At 60.8% G+C, this 16761-nt stretch carries 14 protein-coding genes and 1 riboswitch; of the genes, 8 read left to right on the top strand and 6 right to left on the bottom strand.

Annotated elements, in window-relative coordinates; all coding sequences use genetic code 11:
- Positions 1-128 precede the first annotated feature (128 nt).
- Both PG899_RS22420 and PG899_RS22415 read left to right on the top strand, forming a co-directional pair.
- Entirely contained in the window at positions 129-752 is a 624-nt protein-coding gene (locus PG899_RS22420) for a response regulator transcription factor (RefSeq protein ID WP_017410528.1), read from the top strand.
- A gap of 2 nt (positions 753-754) precedes the next feature.
- Positions 755-4342 carry an ATP-binding protein gene (locus PG899_RS22415; RefSeq protein WP_190283825.1) on the top strand — a complete coding sequence of 1196 codons (3588 nt, stop codon included), beginning with the start codon at positions 755-757 and terminating at the stop codon, positions 4340-4342.
- A gap of 35 nt (positions 4343-4377) precedes the next feature.
- Here the strand turns inward: PG899_RS22415 and PG899_RS22410 are convergent, their stop codons facing one another.
- Positions 4378-4818 (bottom strand): hypothetical protein, encoded by a 441-nt coding sequence (locus tag PG899_RS22410; protein ID WP_077097885.1) that lies wholly within the window; start codon positions 4816-4818, stop codon positions 4378-4380.
- 172 nt (positions 4819-4990) lie between these two features.
- On the opposite strand from PG899_RS22410, the gene PG899_RS22405 reads away from it, so the two are divergent.
- The 3 genes from PG899_RS22405 to PG899_RS22395 all read left to right on the top strand — a co-directional run bounded on the left by PG899_RS22405 (position 4991) and on the right by PG899_RS22395 (position 8742).
- Positions 4991-6664 (top strand): sensor histidine kinase, encoded by a 1674-nt coding sequence (locus tag PG899_RS22405; protein ID WP_162275801.1) that lies wholly within the window; start codon positions 4991-4993, stop codon positions 6662-6664.
- A 46-nt stretch (positions 6665-6710) separates the two neighbouring features.
- Complete coding sequence (locus tag PG899_RS22400) at positions 6711-7442, top strand: LytR/AlgR family response regulator transcription factor (RefSeq protein ID WP_011704105.1); 732 nt, start codon at positions 6711-6713, stop codon at positions 7440-7442.
- A gap of 109 nt (positions 7443-7551) precedes the next feature.
- Complete coding sequence (locus PG899_RS22395) at positions 7552-8742, top strand: L-lactate MFS transporter (RefSeq protein ID WP_016348936.1); 1191 nt, start codon at positions 7552-7554, stop codon at positions 8740-8742.
- A 74-nt stretch (positions 8743-8816) separates the two neighbouring features.
- On the opposite strand, the gene PG899_RS22390 is transcribed toward PG899_RS22395, so the two are convergent.
- From PG899_RS22390 to PG899_RS22375, 4 genes are all read right to left on the bottom strand, one after another.
- The gene (locus PG899_RS22390) at positions 8817-9941 is read right to left on the bottom strand and encodes a 5-(carboxyamino)imidazole ribonucleotide synthase (protein ID WP_077097883.1); all 1125 of its coding nucleotides are present in this window, start codon (positions 9939-9941) and stop codon (positions 8817-8819) included.
- The gene (purE, locus tag PG899_RS22385) at positions 9938-10447 is read right to left on the bottom strand and encodes a 5-(carboxyamino)imidazole ribonucleotide mutase (protein ID WP_011704108.1); all 510 of its coding nucleotides are present in this window, start codon (positions 10445-10447) and stop codon (positions 9938-9940) included. The genes PG899_RS22390 and purE overlap by 4 nt, the downstream gene beginning before the upstream one ends.
- 63 nt (positions 10448-10510) lie before the next feature.
- Positions 10511-10813, bottom strand: a complete 303-nt coding sequence (locus tag PG899_RS22380) for a P-II family nitrogen regulator (protein WP_005306985.1) — start codon at positions 10811-10813, stop codon at positions 10511-10513.
- Between the two features lie 4 nt (positions 10814-10817).
- On the bottom strand, positions 10818-11744 hold the full coding sequence (locus tag PG899_RS22375; protein WP_179101518.1) for a sodium-dependent bicarbonate transport family permease: 927 nt from the start codon (positions 11742-11744) through the stop codon (positions 10818-10820).
- Positions 11745-11855: 111 nt separating this feature from the next.
- Here PG899_RS22375 and PG899_RS22370 point away from each other — a divergent pair, with 111 nt between their 5' ends.
- The 3 genes from PG899_RS22370 to murI all read left to right on the top strand — a co-directional run bounded on the left by PG899_RS22370 (position 11856) and on the right by murI (position 15770).
- Positions 11856-12758 carry a LysR family transcriptional regulator gene (locus PG899_RS22370; protein WP_190283826.1) on the top strand — a complete coding sequence of 301 codons (903 nt, stop codon included), beginning with the start codon at positions 11856-11858 and terminating at the stop codon, positions 12756-12758.
- Between the two features lie 35 nt (positions 12759-12793).
- A riboswitch (cobalamin riboswitch) is annotated at positions 12794-12970 on the top strand.
- Between the two features lie 52 nt (positions 12971-13022).
- Positions 13023-14858 carry a TonB-dependent receptor domain-containing protein gene (locus PG899_RS22365; RefSeq protein ID WP_077097877.1) on the top strand — a complete coding sequence of 612 codons (1836 nt, stop codon included), beginning with the start codon at positions 13023-13025 and terminating at the stop codon, positions 14856-14858.
- A 117-nt stretch (positions 14859-14975) separates the two neighbouring features.
- The gene (gene murI / locus PG899_RS22360) at positions 14976-15770 is read left to right on the top strand and encodes a glutamate racemase (RefSeq protein ID WP_017410537.1); all 795 of its coding nucleotides are present in this window, start codon (positions 14976-14978) and stop codon (positions 15768-15770) included.
- 18 nt (positions 15771-15788) lie between these two features.
- Here the strand turns inward: murI and PG899_RS22355 are convergent, their stop codons facing one another.
- Positions 15789-16280, bottom strand: a complete 492-nt coding sequence (locus PG899_RS22355; RefSeq protein WP_011704113.1) for an RNA recognition motif domain-containing protein — start codon at positions 16278-16280, stop codon at positions 15789-15791.
- Positions 16281-16761 lie beyond the last annotated feature (481 nt).

Below are 16761 nucleotides of genomic sequence, written 5' to 3'. Positions count from 1 at the left end.
AGAAGCGTACCAGAACCGGCAGTTGGCCTCTTCTCTCCTATGCACCATGGGTGTTGCAGTTATTATCTGAATTCGCGACTTTGTAGTTAATATACGTTGAATCAAATGGAGTAATGACAGGAAAGTATATGGCAAAAATATTGGTAGTAGATGATCACCCTGCCATCAGAATGGCTGTAAATATCCTGCTGCAGCAGGATGATCATCATATTGTTGCCGAAGTTGATAATGGTGTTGATGCAGTTTCGATGGCGCGGAAATATCAGCCTGATATGGTCGTGCTGGATATCGGAATTCCCCGGCTGGACGGCATTGAGGTGATCAAAAGACTGAAAGAGATGGATGCTGATATCAAGGTGGTCATATTGTCGGCACAAGCTACGCATCATATTATGGTGCGTTGTCTGCAAGCCGGTGCCAACGGTTTCATATCCAAGCTGGATGACCTTTCCTTGCTGAAAACAGTGCTGGTAAAGGTAGGGAAAGGTCAGCTTTATTTCCCTCGCGATGTGATTGCTGGCGCCAAGAATGCCCATGAAGTCGATCGGAAAGATCTCTTGTCGGCACTCTCGGATAGAGAGATGAGCGTCTTGTTGCAGATATGCCAGGGGCACACCAACAAGCAGATTGCAGAGAGCATGCTGCTGAGCGAGAAGACGGTCAGCACCTACAAGAGTCGGCTGATGCAAAAGCTCAATGTCACCACCATGGTTGATCTGATCAGCCTGGCCAAGCGTCAAGAGTTGCTGTGACCATGAGGCATTGGTTTGCAGCTCTGCTGGTCTGTTGCTGCGCTTCATGGGCTTCGGCTCATGAGCTGGCGGCGCCCTATCTGCATGTCTATGCGCGCAATGACAGCGAGTACCTCGAGAAGCAGACCCTGCCACTGCATGCGGAAGATTGGCTGTGGTTGAGAAATCGTGGCCGGCTGGTGCTCGGGGTACCCATGCCCGACAATCCTCCGATGGACATCACCCTGCGTGCCAATGCTTACGAAGGCGTCACCGCCGACATTGTCGGCATGCTGAGTCATCTGTTGCGTGTCGAGATCGTCGTAAAGAATCTGCCGTCTCGCGCCGCGGCCATTGCTGCGCTCAAGCGGGGAGAGGTCGATCTGCTGAGCACCTCCAATGCCTATGAAGAAGAGCAGCAATTATTGTTGACCGATAAATATATGCCGGATGATCCGGCCATATATAAGAATATTCACGTAAAGGAGCGTGATATAAGAACGGTGGCCGTCCCGGAGTATTATCTGCCGGCGCTGGATGTGATGCGCTACCTGCCCAAGGTTCAGATAAAAATGTATTCCTCTCGTTATAGCGCACTTTCTGCGGTTGCATATGGCCAGGTCGATGCCGTCATGCTGGACATGATTTCCGGGAACTTCATCGTCAATAAATTTTATCAAGACAGCATTCAATTACTGAAACCTCTTTATATAGACACCCATGGTTTTTCGTTTTCGCTGGAAAGAAAAAATCAGCGGCTTAAAAAAATCATCAATATTGCGCTGGATGAAATTCTGGAAGGCAAGCGGGAGGAAATTGCCAAACGCTGGAATGGCGGCGGCCTCTCTATCGGGGCCAGCAAGGTCGAGCTGACCAGCGAGCAGTGGGCCTGGCTGGGTCAGCAGAAAAAAATCCGGATGGCCGTCAACAGCGGGGTGCCGCCGCTGAGTTTTCTCGACATCAATGACACCTTGCACGGGGTGGTGGCCGATTTGCTGCAGGTGTTGCGAGCGAAGCTGGGGGTGGAAATAGAGGTGGTGCCGGTCAAGACGCCAGGGCAGATGTTGCAGTTGCTGGATGGTGGGCAGGTGGACATCGCGGTGTTGAGCCCATCGGAAGAGCGTCGCAGTCGTTACCTGTTCAGCCGTGCCTTTGTGCTCGACCCGCTGGCCTATGTGGTGGGGGTCCGCCATGAGGCGACGGCACCGGAGACGCTGCTCAAGACCGGTACGGTCGCCATTATCAAGGACTTCATCTCCGAGCAGGCGATAGAGGACGAGTATGGCAAGCTGACCACCAGAAAGTTCGAACGGATCGAAGATGCGCTGCGCTGCGTGGCGACCGAGACCTGCGACGTGACCGTGTTGCCGTTGCGGGTCGCCAAGTACTACATCAACAGCAAGTTTCCGGACAGTCTGCTCATCACGGGAGAGTTGTTCGACTCCATCCCGATCGGGGCGGCGTTTGCCGTTTCGCCCAAGCAGCATATGTTGCGCGACATTCTGGATCGGGTGATTGCCATCATTCCGCCGGATGAGCTGGAGGGACTCTCCAATCGCTGGCGCGTCAGTACCCAGCAGGAGGCCATCACCTGGCAGGAGCTGGTACGGGAATTTGGCGGCATCATTGCCTTGATCATGCTGCTGACCATCTGGATCGGCCTATGGGGCCTCTCTTTGCACAAACAGGTGCGCCAGCGCCGGGCAGCCGAGATGGCTTTGAGTGCCCAGCTCAAGTTCATCGAAGATCTGGTGGACGGCACACCCCACCCCATCTATGCCAGAGATCGAGAGGATCGGCTGGTGCTCTGCAACAGCACTTATGCCAGCTTCTTTGGCGAGGAGAAGAGCCGTCTGTTGGGCTCCACCATGGCGGACGATGTGCAGCGCTGGCCTTTTCTGGCTCCCCTGTTCGAGGATTTGAGCACCGCGCGTACGGTGCGCTGTGCCAGGCAAGGGGATCATCGCCTCTCCATGGCGACGGGGTCCGTGGCCGTTTATCACTGGGTACAGCCCTACTATGACCTGGAGGGAAATGTTCAGGGCGGAATCGGTGGCTGGATCGACGTGAGCGAGCGGCTGCGGCTGCTCGAAGAGCTGGCCCTGGCCAGTCAGGATGCCCAGGAGGCCAATCGTGCCAAGTCGACCTTTCTGGCCACCATGAGCCACGAGATCCGCACGCCCATGAATGCCATCATTGGTTTGCTGGAACTGACCCTGCGCCGCGATCGACTGCATGAGGAGGACAAGACTTCACTCTCCATCGCCCATGGTTCGGCCAGGGATCTGCTGAGCCTGATTGGCGATATTCTGGATATATCCAAGATCGAGTCCGGCCGGCTTGAACTGAGGCCGGAACCCCATGAAATCACGGCGCTGACGGCCTCGGTGGTCACCGTATTCACTGCGCTGGCCAGACAAAAGAACCTGCAACTGGACCTCGCCGCCGGCGAGCCCCGCTGGGTACAGATTGATGGCATCTGCTACAAGCAGATCCTCTCCAATCTCATCAGCAATGCCATCAAGTACACCGATCAGGGATCGGTGCGGGTCGAGCTGCAATCAAAAACCAGCGACGGCTGGTGCACCTTGCAACTGGTGATCCGGGATACGGGCATAGGGATTGCGCCTGCGGAGCAAGCCAGGCTGTTTCAGCCTTTTGGTCAGGCCAGGCAGCCCGAGCACATCCAGCGCTCCGGGACCGGTCTCGGACTGATGATCTCTCGCTCGCTGTGCGAGTCGATGGGAGGCTCGCTGCTGCTGGAGAGCGAGCCCGGCCACGGCACGTGCATCAGCATCGAGATGAAATTGCCGCTGGCGAGCGCCGTCGAATCAGTCACACTCGTGGCATTGGGCACGATGACAGGGCATCACCGGCGACTGCGGGTCATGATAGTGGACGATCACCCCACCAACCGGCTGCTGGTCAGCCAGCAACTGGCATACCTCGGGCATGATGCCACGGCGGCCGAGTCGGGGCGCGAGGCGCTGGCACTGTCTGCCAACACACCCTTTGACGTGATGATCACCGACTTCAACATGCCTGGCATGAGCGGCTTTGAACTGACCCGCCAGTATCGTGCTCTGGAGCTGAGCCGGGGTACGCATCGTTGCCTCATCCTGGGGTTGACGGCGGATGCCCGCCAGGAGCAGGTGAGCGAGGGGCTGACTGCCGGCATGGACGACTGCCTGTTCAAGCCAGTAGGGCTGGAAGAGCTGGAGCGCTGCCTGTGTCGCCACATGCAGCATGAGGAGCAGCGGGAAATCGAGGGCTGTGTGCAGGAGATCAAGCAGTGTCTCGGACCATTGACCGGCAATCAGCCTGCGCTGATGCTGCCCTTGTTGCATGAATTTGTGCGGGCCAGCGACGATGATCTGCTGGGTCTGCAGCAAGCCGCAGAGGGTGGTGAACTGGCCCGTTTTCTCGGCTATGTGCACCGTCTGAAGGGTGGGGCCAGGATCATGGGAGCGATGAAACTGGTTGCCGTGTGCAGCGAGACAGAATCTGCCGGGCTCGGGCCGCAGGGATTGCCGAGGGCATTGCAGCCGTTGCAGCATGCCTACGGGATTGTCAGACAGGCCATCATGCAAATGCAGGCCGAACCGGAATGAAAATGAAGGCATGCCGGGCATGCCTTCCTGGATGGTCAACCGTGCCAGTAGACCAGCAGTTCATAGGCCGCTTCGCCAGTCTGGTCCGGTTTGGCTGCCGGAGCCAGATAGCTGAGGAAGTAGCGGGTGGCCTGGGTCAGAGGCAGGGCATGGTGTTGTGGCAGTGGTTGGCCGTTGAGCGCCAGCTTGAAGTCGGTGCCGGCCTGTTCGGGCAAACTGGCATACAGGGTGCGGGCCTGCAATTGATAGGTGGTGTTGAAGTCCGGATTGCTGAGGTTGATGGCCTCGGTCTGGACCGGGCTGGATGTGGAAACGGAATTGACCGGTTGCTGACCCGGGTGGGTGAGCGAAATTTCCATCCCGGTACTCTTGCTGGCGGTGGCAGGCCAGGTGAGCTGATTGGTTTGTGTGTCGGCCTGAGCCGCCATCGTGCAGCAACCAGCCAGTAGTGCCACCAGAACTCCTTTCTGAGACATATGATTATCTCCTGGATATCGAGGTTACCCCGCTGCCGGGGGTCACTCATCTATCGACCCGCCCGCGGCGAAGCTTAATCTGTACCCCACTATTCGGAATGAGCTGACACGGGATACGGGGTATGATCCCGCGCCTTGTCCTCTCTTTAGTCATAGATATGGAATCCCAGCTTTGCTCGAAAATCAGATGATGTTGTTGGCGGTGTTCGAACGGGCGGCGCTGATGCTGATGACCCTGTTCTTCCTGACCCGTACCCGGCCGTTCCAGCGGCTGTTCCAGAAGCGGGACCACACCCCGGCCGAGCTGGTGCTGGTGGCGGCGATCTTCTGCCTGTTTGCGGTGTTCAGCACCTATACCGGCATTCCGGTGGAAGGGGCCCTCATCAACGTGCGGATCATCGCCATCATCTCAGGCGGCATCCTGTTCGGTCCCTGGGTCGGCATTCCGGCCGGAGTCATCTCCGGTCTGCACCGCTATCTCATCGACATGGATGGCCACACCTCGATCCCGTGCCTCATCGCCAGCATCATTGCCGGCCTGCTCGCCACCTGGCTGCACCTGCGCTGTCGCAAGTCGCGGCTCTGGCTGTACGGCATTCTGGCGGGGATGCTGTGTGAAGGGCTCACCATGCTGCTCATCTGGCTGCTGACCGAGCCCCATGCTGTGGGCGTCGAGATCGTCAGCCACATCGCCTACCCGATGATCGCCGGGGCGCTCTGCATCGGCCTCATCATCAAGCTGGTGCAGGATCTGGATGACGAGAAGGAGCTGATCGCCGCCAAGCAGGCCAAGCTGGCGCTCGACATCGCCAACAAGACGCTGCCGTTTTTCCAGAACATCGATCGCCACTCCCTGAGCCAGGTGTGCGCCATCATTCGCAGCGAGATCAGCGCCGATGCGGTGGCCATCACCGACACCCGCGACGTGCTGGCCTATGTGGGGGTGGGCAAGGATTACTACGAGCTGGACGAGCACCACGCCATCAGCGACATGACCCAGCGGGCGGTGCTGTTGGACCAGATCATCATCAACAACGATCTGCGCCAGTATCACCTCTCCGATTTCCACTCGGTCATCATTATTCCGCTGCGGGAAAACGGCTCGGTGAGTGGCACCCTCAAGATCTACTACCGTCGCACCCACAGCATCACCAGCTCCCTCAAGGAGATGGCGGTGGGCCTCTCCCAGCTCATCTCCACTCAGATGGAGGTGTCACGCATCGAGCAGCTCAAGGAGATGACCCGCAAGGCGGAGTTCACCGCGCTGCAGAGCAAGATCAACCCGCACTTCCTGTTCAACGCCCTCAATGCCATCTCGTCGCTGATCCGCATTCGCCCCCAGCAGGCGCGCCAGCTGATCGCCAATCTGGCGGACTACCTGCGCTACAACCTCAACAAGGGGGATACCCTCATCGACATCCAAGAGGAGCTGCAGCAGGTGCGCGACTACGTGGCTATCGAGCAGGCCCGCTTCGGTGACAAGCTGGAGGTGGTATTCGAGGTGGACGACGTGCACATCCAGGTGCCGAGCCTGCTGTTGCAGCCGCTGGTGGAAAACGCCATCCTGCACGGCATCCAGCCCCGCAGCGCGCCGGGTCGTGTCACCATTGAGGTGAAGCAGCTGGCGGGCGGCATCCGGGTGGCGGTGCGCGATACCGGTTACGGCATCAGCCAGGAGGTGATCGACGGGGTCGCCGCCGGCCGGGTGGAGAGCCGCAGTATCGGCCTGATGAACGTTCATCAGCGGGTCAAGCTGCTCTATGGCGATGGCCTGCACCTCAAGCGGCTGGAGCCGGGTACCGAAGTAAGTTTCTATCTGCCGGATCAGGAGTCGATGCCATGCTGAAGGCCATCATTGAGGAAGTTAAGTGTCTGACTCGCGAGGCATTGCCATGCTGAAAGCCATCATAGTGGAAGACGAATATCTGGCTCGTGAGGAGCTGGCCTACCTGGTGGGGCAGCACAGCACCATCGAGATAGTGGCTAGCTTCGAGGATGGGCTGGAGGCGTTCAAATACCTGCAGGATCACGAGGTGGACGTGGTGTTCCTCGACATCCAGATCCCCTCCATTGACGGCCTGCTGCTGGCCAAGAACCTGCACAAGTCGAGCCATCCGCCCCACATCGTGTTCGTTACCGCCTACAAGGAGTTTGCGGTGGAGGCGTTTGAGCTGGAGGCGTTCGACTACATCCTCAAACCCTACAACGAACCGCGCCTCATCAGTCTGCTGCAAAAGCTCGAGCTGGCTGGCAAGTCGCAGACGGGGCAGGGGAGCGAGCCGGGCACGCCGCACAATCGCACCGTCAATCTGGTGAAGGGGGAGCGCATCATCGTCACCCCCTGCGAGCAGATCTACTACGCGGAAGCCGACGAGAAGCTCACCTATGTCTACACCCGCGATGATCGCTACGTGATGACCATGACCCTCAGCGAGTTCGTCAGCCGGCTGCCTGCCGAGGGGTTCTTCCGTTGTCACCGCTCCTACTGCGTCAACATCAACAAGATCCGCGAGATAGTGCCCTGGTTCAACAGCACCTATCTCATCCGGCTCCATGACTTGCCGTTCGAGGTGCCGGTCAGCCGCAGCAACATCAAGGCGTTCCGTCAGCTGATGCGGCTCTGATTGTCATTCATTCCCGCCGATCTGCATTTCATGCCTTAATCGGTCGGCGGGAGTGGCGTCTTGCCTATAGTGGCCCCAGTTTCCTTAAGGCCATTGACCGAGACGCATCATGACCAAAGAGATGAATCGCACCCGCTACCTCACCCTGTTGGGGACCATCATCACCCAGTTCGCGCTGGGATCCGTTTACACCTGGAGCCTGTTCAACGCCCAGCTCTCCGACAAGCTGGACGAGCCGGTCAGCCAGGTCGCCTTCGCCTTCGGCCTGCTCAGCCTCTCGTTGGCGGTGGCCTCCTCCCTGGCGGGCAAGCTGCAGGAGCGGTTCGGGGTGCGCAACGTCACCCTGGGTGCCGGCGTGCTGCTCGGCATCGGCTTCTTCCTCACCGCCCACGCCAGCAACCTGGCGATGCTCTACCTCTGCGCCGGCATCCTGGTCGGTTTTGCCGACGGTACTGGCTACCTGATGACCCTCTCCAACTGCGTGAAGTGGTTCCCGGAGCGCAAGGGGCTCATCTCCGCCTGCTCCATCGGTGCCTACGGCCTCGGCAGCCTGGGCTTCAAGTACATCAACCTGCTGCTGCTCTCCAGCAACGGTCTCGAGACCACCTTCCAGCTGTGGGGGCTGATCGCCATGTCCATGGTGCTGGTGGGTGGCATGCTGATGAAGGATGCGCCCAAGCAGGCGGCCGCCGTGCAGCAGAGCGAGAGCCGCGACTTCACCCTGGCCGAGGCGATGCGCAAGCCGCAGTACTGGATGCTGGCGCTGATGTTCCTCACCGCCTGCATGAGCGGTCTCTACGTCATCGGCGTGGCCAAGGACATTGGCGAGAACATGGTGGGCCTGCCGGCCGTGGTCGCCGCCAACGCCGTCGCCATCATCGCCATGGCCAACCTGGGCGGCCGGCTGGTGCTGGGCATCCTCTCCGACAAGATGTCCCGCATCCGGGTCATTACCATCGCCCAGCTGATTACCCTGGCCGGCATGGCGCTGCTGCTGTTCGTGCCGCTCAACGCCAACCTGTTCTTCGTGGCGGTGGCCTGCGTGGCGTTCAGTTTCGGCGGCACCATCACCGTCTACCCCTCGCTGGTGAGCGACTTCTTCGGTCTCAACAACCTGACCAAGAACTACGGCGTCATCTATCTGGGCTTTGGTCTGGGCAGCATCATCGGCTCCATCGTAGCCTCCCTGTTCGGCGGCTTCATGGCGACCTTCAACCTGATCCTGGTGTTGCTGGTGGTGGCGCTGGTGCTCTCCCTCACCATCCGCCTGCCGGCGCCGGTATCGGTGGAGCGGGCCTGATCACCCGCCTGTCGCAGCAAGCAATGAAAAGACCCGGGCCTGGCCCGGGTCTTTTTTTGTGCACGGTTAAGCGCTCAGCGTGGCGGCAGCCCCAGCAGCTGGCGCACCCGGTGGCAGGTCTCTTCCACCGTTGGCCAGTCGGCGGCGGTGATGGTGACATGGCCCATCTTGCGGCCGGGGCGGGGTTCCCCCTTGCCGTACAGGTGCAGATGCACGCCGGGCAGTGCCAGCAGGGCGGCCCAGTCGGGCGTGCCGGCCTGCCAGAGATCCCCCAGCAGGTTGAGCAGCATGGCGGGGCGCACGGCGATCCGGGCGGGCAGCGGCAGATCGCACAGGGCGCGCACCTGCAGCTCGAACTGGCTGCACTCGGCGTTGTCGAGGCTGGGGTGGCCCGAGTTGTGGGGGCGCGGCGCCAGCTCGTTGACCAGCAGCTTCCCTGCCACCAGGAAGAACTCCACCGTCAGCACGCCGACGTAGTCGAGGGCGGCGATCAGCTGTTCGGCGATGCGTCTGGCGTCGGCCTCCAGCGCCGGCACCTTGGCCGGGGAGCGGGTCTGGTCCAGAATGCCGCCGCTGTGCCAGTTCTGCACCAGCGGCAGGGCACCGATGGCACCGCTCGGACTGCGGGCCAGGGTCAGGGAAAACTCACCCTCCAGCGTCAGCCGCTGTTCCAGCACGCAGGGTACGCCGCTGGCGGCCAGCGTTGCTGGCAGCTGGTCGGCGGCCTGAATGGTCCACTGGCCTTTGCCGTCGTATCCCTCGCGGGCGGTCTTGAGGATGGCGGGGAAGAGAGAGGCGGGCAGCGTCGGCAGCGGCTCACCCGGCTGCAGGGTCTGGTTGGGGACGACCGGGATGCCGGCTCTGCTCAAGAAGGCCTTCTCTTCGCGGCGATCCTGACAGATGCGCACGGCACCGGCGGCCGGGCGTACCGGCTGGTACTGCTCCAGCAGGGCCAGGGCGGTGGCTGGCACGTTCTCGAACTCGCAGGTGACGGCGGCGCAGCGGCTGGCCAGATCGTGCAGGGCGGTCGGGTCGTCATAGGCGGCAACAATATGGTGATCGGCAGCAGCGCCGGCGATGCTGGCGGGATCGGGATCCAGCACCACCACCTTGTAGCCGAGGCGGTGGGCGGCCATCACGAAGTAGCGGCCGAGCTGGCCGCCCCCCAGCATGCCGAGGGTGGCGGGTGGCAGTATCATGCCGGGTCCTCCAGGGTGAGGGCCAGCACCCGGTCGCGTTCGTTGGCGCGAAAACCGTCGAGCTGCTGCTGGTAGCGGGGGGCATCGCCGTCTTGCGCGACGGAGAGCAGGGAGACCGCGAACAGGCCGGCGTTGGCGGCGCCCGCCTCGCCGATGGCGAAGGTGGCGACCGGCACCCCCTTGGGCATCTGGACGATGGAGAGCAGGGAGTCCATCCCCTTGAGCTGGCGGGTCGGAATGGGCACACCCAGCACCGGAATGGTGGTCTTGGCGGCCACCATGCCCGGCAGATGGGCTGCGCCGCCGGCCCCGGCGATGATGGCGCGCAGGCCACGTTCACGGGCGCTGGCGGCATATTCGAACAGCAGATCCGGGGTGCGGTGGGCCGAGACCACGCGCGCCTCATAGGGGACGCCATGCTCCTTGAGGATGCGGGCAGCGGCCTGCATCACGGGCCAGTCGGAGTCGGATCCCATTACCAGGCCGATCAGGGGAGGGGTATTCATGGCTGATGACTCCTTGCAGTCAAACGTTTGTCTCTGGTTGGCAAAAAGAGCCGGCAAGCCGGCTCAGAATTTTTCGGGTCGCACGATTTCGACCGGTTGCAAAAAGGCGACCATGGCATAGTCGGGGTAGTAGCGACTCTGCAGGTGGGCGAGTAGGCGTTCCGCCTGTTCGCGGCTGCAGATCGCCTCCAGCCGGATGTTGCCGCTCTCGCTCCAGCTGGCATTGCGCTCACCGTGGTCGCCGCGGCCTCTGGCATCGGTGATGGTGTAGCCGCGCAGCCCCTCTCGGGTGAGAGTGCGCAGCAGGGTGGGTTCCAGGTTCGCTTCCGTGATGACGGTGAGCAGGGTGCGGATCTCGGTCTGCATGTGGCTACTCCGTGAAGTGGCGGGCCCAGCTGTGGTAGAGCGGGATCCCCAGCATGATGTTGAACGGGAAGGTGACCCCCAGTACGGCGCTGAGCGACAGGCCCGGATTGGCCTGAGGGACGGCGATGCGCATGGTGGCCGGCACGGCGATATAGGAGGCGCTGGCTGCCAGGGTAGCCAGCAGGGTCAGGCCACCGAGGGAGAGCCCCATCAGCTGGCCGATCACCAGGCCGAGGCTAGCCGAGGCGAGCGGCATCAGCAGGGCGAAGCCGAGCAGGAACAGGCCGTGGCGGCGCAGGTCCTGGCACTGGCGGGCGACGATGAGGCCCATCTCCAGCAGGAACAGCGCCAGCGCCCCCTTGAACAGGTCGACGAACAGGGGTTTGAGCGGGGCGATCCCGTCGGGACCGGCCAGGTAGCCGATGGCCATGCCGCCCAGCAGCAGGGTGACTCCCTTGCCGAGGAAGGTTTCATGGGCCAGCCGGCGCCAGCGGGTCTGCCGGCTTATCCCCTGGGCCAGCACGATGCCGACCAGGATGGCGGGGATCTCCATCACCGCCAGGAAGATGGAGAGCTGGGATTCGAAGCTGATGCCGCGCTCGGTGAGCCAGTTCACCCCGACCGCAAAGGTCGCCACGCTGACCGAGCCGTAGTGGGCGGCGGTGGCCGCGGCATCGGCCCGGTTCATCTTGAGGCGCAGCACGGCAAACCCGGCCAGGGTCTGCAGCATGCCGAGCAGGATCACCAGTGCCAGTTGCGGTAATAACGGTTGCAGCGATTGCTGCGCCAGGCCGACGCCGCCCTTGAGGCCGATGGCCAGCAACAGAAAGAGGGAGAGAGTATCGTAGAGCGCGGGCGGCAGCTTGAGCTCGGAGCGCACCAGACCGGCCAGCAGGCCAAACAGGAAAAAGAGTACAACAACATCCAGCATGGGAGTTCGCAGGAGGCAATTCACAGGGTGGTTGCATGCTAGAGTGCAAGATGTTTCGATAAAATCAGATTTTGATTGATGATTGTTCGGTAAAAACTGATAAGGGGCCCGATGCTCAACTACAAACAGCTCTATTACTTCTGGCACGTGGCGCGCAGCGGTAGTGTGACGCGGGCCGCCGAGCAGTTGCACCTCACGCCGCAGACCGTCAGCGGTCAGGTGGCCGAGCTGGAGCTCTCCCTCGGGGTAGCGCTGTTCAACCGGGTGGGGCGGCGGCTTGCCCTGACCGCCGCCGGTCGCCAGGCGCTCGAACAGGCCGGCGCCATCTTCTCGCTCGGCGCCGATCTCGAGCATACCCTGCGCCATGTCAGCCAGGAGCTGACCATGCAGGTGGGGATCGCCGACTCCGTGCCCCGCACCCTGGCGTTCGAGCTGCTGGCGCCCGCCATGGCGCTGGCCACCCCGCTGCGGCTGGTGTGCCATGAAGAGCGGGCGGAACAGCTGTTCAGCGAGCTGGCCAGCCACAAGCTGGACATGGTGCTGATCGATCGCCCGCTTCCCCCCGACAGCGGGGTGCGCGGCTACAACCACGAGCTGGGACGCAGCCCGCTGGCGCTGTTTGCCAGCCCCGAGCTGGCTGCCAGGGCGCGGCAGGGTTTTCCTGCTTCCCTCGAAGGGTTGCCGCTGCTGATCCCGGGGGAGAAGTCGGCGACCCATGACTGCCTGCTGGCCTGGTATCGGCAGCAGGGCATCCATCCCCATCTGGTCGGCCAGTTCGATGATTCGACCCTGATGAAGTCGTTCGGCAAGGCGGGGATGGGGATCTTTCCGGCGCCGCTGGCCATGGCCGACGAGATCGAGCGACTCTACGGTGTCGAACGGATTGCAACCCTGACCGAGGTGACGCTCTCCTACTATCTGGTGTCGGCCGGTCGTCACCTCTCCCATCCCGGTGTACAGGCGGTGATGGAGGGTGCGAAGCAGCGGTTGGCCGCACTGGGTGGCAAGAAATAGAAATCTGGATGGCTATACATCCACCTCTGCTCTGCCTATAATCCCTGCGCTTTGGCGCATCATGCTTAATAGGGAATCCGGTGAAAATCCGGAGCTGGCGCGCAGCGGTAAGGGGGAACGAAGCGACATCAGGGCACTGCCACAGGTGGGAAGCCGTCGCCGTAGGCCATCAGCCCCCCAGCCCGAAGACCTGCCAAAGTTCGTATTTCGGGCCGAGAGAAACCGGCCACGAAGTAGATGCTTACGCGAACTTAAGGATCTCTCATGTCCAAGAAATTATTGGCGGCTGCCCTGTTGCCAACGGCGGCCTTTGCCCAGACCACCATCCCCGTCAATCCTACCCTGGTCATCACCGCCAATCGGGTGGAGCAACCCATCAGCTCTGTACTGGCTCCCGTTGTGGTGATCGATCGCGCCGAGATCGAGTCCCGCCAGGTGCAGAGCCTGCCAGCGTTGCTGAAGACGCTGCCCGGCGTGCAGATCACTACCCTGGGTGGCCGAGGCCACATGAGCAGCCTGTTCATCCGTGGTACCAACTCCAACCATTCACTGGTGCTGATGAATGGGCGCCCCATCGCGGCCATGGTGGCCGGCACGCCGGATCTCAGCCAGATCCCGCTCGGCAATATCGAACGCATCGAGTACATCCGTGGCCCGCGGGCGGCCGTGTATGGCTCGGACGCCATCGGCGGCGTCATCAACCTGATCACCAAGACATCCGCCAAGAATGGCAGCGAGACCCACCTGAAAGGCGGTGTGGGCAGCAATGGCTACGGTCAGGGCCAGCTGCGTACCGTGCAGACTCTGGGCCAGCAGACCGACATGAATATGATGATCGGCTACGAGCGCACCGATGGGTTCGACGTGGTGGCCAATGCCCAGCAGCCGGATCGGGATGGCTTTGACAGCCTGAACGGCCAGTTCGGACTGAATCATGCTTTCAACGACGCATGGAGTGCCGATTTCAACGCCCAGGGCTATGACAACCAGACCGAGATGGATGATGCGTATCAGTCGGCCGATCAGAGCCGGGTGCAGGCGTTCCAGTACGATGGCGGCCTCAAGTATCAGAGCGGTGCGCTGAGCAGCCGGCTGGAGGCCAGCTACGGCGAGAACAAACTGAAGAGCTGGCTGGAGAGCAAAGGGGAGTCCAGTGCGGAGCCCATCCACACCGGGCTGACCCGCTTCTCCTGGATCAACAGCTGGAGTGGTGTCGAGGGGCTCAACCTGACCGGTGGGGCTGACTGGCAGCAGGAGCAGCTGAAATCCGATACACGCAGCTATGGTCAGTCATTCAATGCCCCGGATCGCGACAACACGGGTCTGTTCGTGGTGGGCAGCTACCGCTGGCAGGCCCTGCTGTGGGAGCTCTCTGGTCGTACCGATGACAACAAGCAATATGGCCGCCACAACACCTGGTCAGCGGCCAGCGGGCTGGATCTCGATGACAACCATAATGTGCGCCTGAGTTACGGTACTGCCTTCAAGGCACCGACCTTCCTCGATCTCTACTATCCGGGTTATGAGAACCCCGCGCTGAAACCGGAAGAGAGCAAGAACCTGGAGCTGGGCTTCAACGGTCGCTACACCGGTTGGGATTGGTCGTTGAACCTCTACCGCAACCAGATCCAGAATCTGATTGCCTGCCAAAGCGCGTCCTCTACCTGCCGACCGGACAACACCGACGCCGAGATCCGCGGTGTGGAAGTGGCGCTCGGTCTGGAAACCGGACCACTGCGCCACGATCTGAGCTTTGACTACACCCGGGCCGAAGACAAGAACGACGGGGATCAGCAACTGCTGCGTCGTGCCAAGCAGAAGGCCAGCTGGCTGACTCAGGTACAACTGGGCCCGGTCGATCTCTCCACCGAACTGCTCTATGTCGGCAAGCGGGATGACAAGAACTTCAGCAGCTTCCCGGCGGAGCGGGTTGAGCTGGGTTCCTACACCCTGATCAACCTGGGGGCGAGCTATGGGGTGACGCCTCAGTTCACGCTGGGTGGTCGCATCGACAACCTGTTTGATCGTGATTACGCCCCGGCCTATGGCTATGCGTCGGCAGGTACCGAGTTCAAGTTGACGGCAGACTACCGTCTCTGAGCGGCAACGCTGCCTATATAAGAGAAGATAAAAAGCGAGGCCCCGCCATTGGTGGGGCCTTTTCTATTGGCGGTCGGCGGGAGTATGATCGCCGACTTGCAGCAAAGGGGAGCTCAAGTGGCCAATATTCTCGTGTTCGACTCCGGTATGGGTGGGCTGACCATCTACCGCGAGATCCGCCGCGCATTGCCGGCACACAACTATATCTATTGCTTCGACAACGCCAACTTCCCCTATGGTGAGCTGAGCGAAGCCGCCCTCACCGAAGCCTGTACCAGACTGGTCAGCCACATGGTGGTCGAGCATGATATCGATCTGGTGGTGATTGCTTGCAACACGGCCAGCACCATAGCGCTGCCGTCCCTGCGTGCGGCCATGACAGTACCGGTCGTCGGCGTGGTACCCGCCATCAAGCCCGCGGCCGCGCTTACCCGCAATGGTTGCATCGGCTTGCTGGCAACCCCGGGTACCGTCAGCCGTGAATATACCCACGAGCTCATCGCCCAGTTTGCGCCGGGCAAGCGGGTGCTGCTCAAGGGGGCGACCGAGCTGGTAGTCGAGGCCGAGCACAAGCTGGCGGGTCTGCCGGTCAATATGGCGCTGTTGCGGGAAGTACTGGCGGACTGGCTGGAAGGGGAAGAGCATCCGGATACTCTGGTGCTGGGCTGTACCCATTTCCCCTTGCTGGATGAAGAAATACGGCAGTTGATGCCTGCGTGCCAGCTGGTGGATTCCGGCAGTGCGGTCGCCAAGCGGGTGGCTCACCTGCTGGCCGGTTTGGTCACGACACCAACACGGCTGGAAGATGTCGGGGGTAAGGCCTATTGCACCCGGCTGGATGCCCAGACCCGGAAACTGACAGCCCCCTTGCAAGCTTGGGGGCTGTCATCACTCGAAGAGGTCAGGTTCTAACGGATTGCCTGCCAGCGGTCAGGCATCCACTTCACTGCCTTCTCGCTCATCTTTGTCCCGCTTGTCATTGGCTTCACGTACTTTAAGGGTACGTTGTTGATACTCCTTGTCGTTGAGTGCGGCGATCGCCTTGGCGGCATCGGCAGCGGGCATCTCCACGAAACCGAATCCTCTGCGCTTGCCGGTGGCCTTGTCCTTCATCAGGCGGACCGAGATCACCTGGCCCTGCTCGGCAAACAATTCGCGCACGGCTATCTCATTGGCACGGTATGGCAGATTGCCTACATATAAGGTGCAGGTCTCCTGACTGGAGGCCAGTTCAGCCACACCCGCCGGTGCACGGTTCAGGAACAGCGGTACCACGAAACCGCCGATGGCCAAGCCCACAGCAAAAATCACTTCGGCTTTCAAAGAAAATTGCAGGGCCTGGGCAACCAGATAACCAACCAGCGCCAACACCAGAGCAAGGATGGCCGCCTGCACATAAACGGGAAACTTGGATAAATTCATCTTTAAAGACCTTTTGTAAATGAAAGCAAAAAAGGTGCAACACTCTATTCACCTCCATGGTAACCAGCTTTCCAGCCGGGCGCTACCATGGACCACTTGGGACATATTATCCGTTCCAGTATGGCATCCCTTGAGAGGGGAAGATCCACCTAAATGATGATAAAACCGGTCTGAAATCATCGGTTTGTGGATAACATTGTATATATACACTGAGTAAGCTGTTTCTAATTGGATAATTTGAAGTTTCCGTGACTTTCTTCAAAAAAGCCTTGTCATCGCGGCGCGGCTCCCTATAATGCGCCCCTACCAGCACGGCAGAACACGCCAACCTGATGAGCCAGCTTCCTAGTGAAGTGGGCGCCGAAAGAAAAGCGAAAACAATCGCTTGACTTTCGAAGTGAGAAGCGTAATATGCGCCTCCTCAACGCGACAAGCGTGACGCTCTTTAACAATTTGAATCAAGCAATCTGTGTGGGCACTC

Source organism: Aeromonas sp. QDB39, from assembly GCF_027707585.1.
Taxonomy (GTDB): Bacteria; Pseudomonadota; Gammaproteobacteria; order Enterobacterales; family Aeromonadaceae; genus Aeromonas; species Aeromonas hydrophila.
This window is presented reverse-complemented; position numbering and strand designations above follow the sequence as displayed.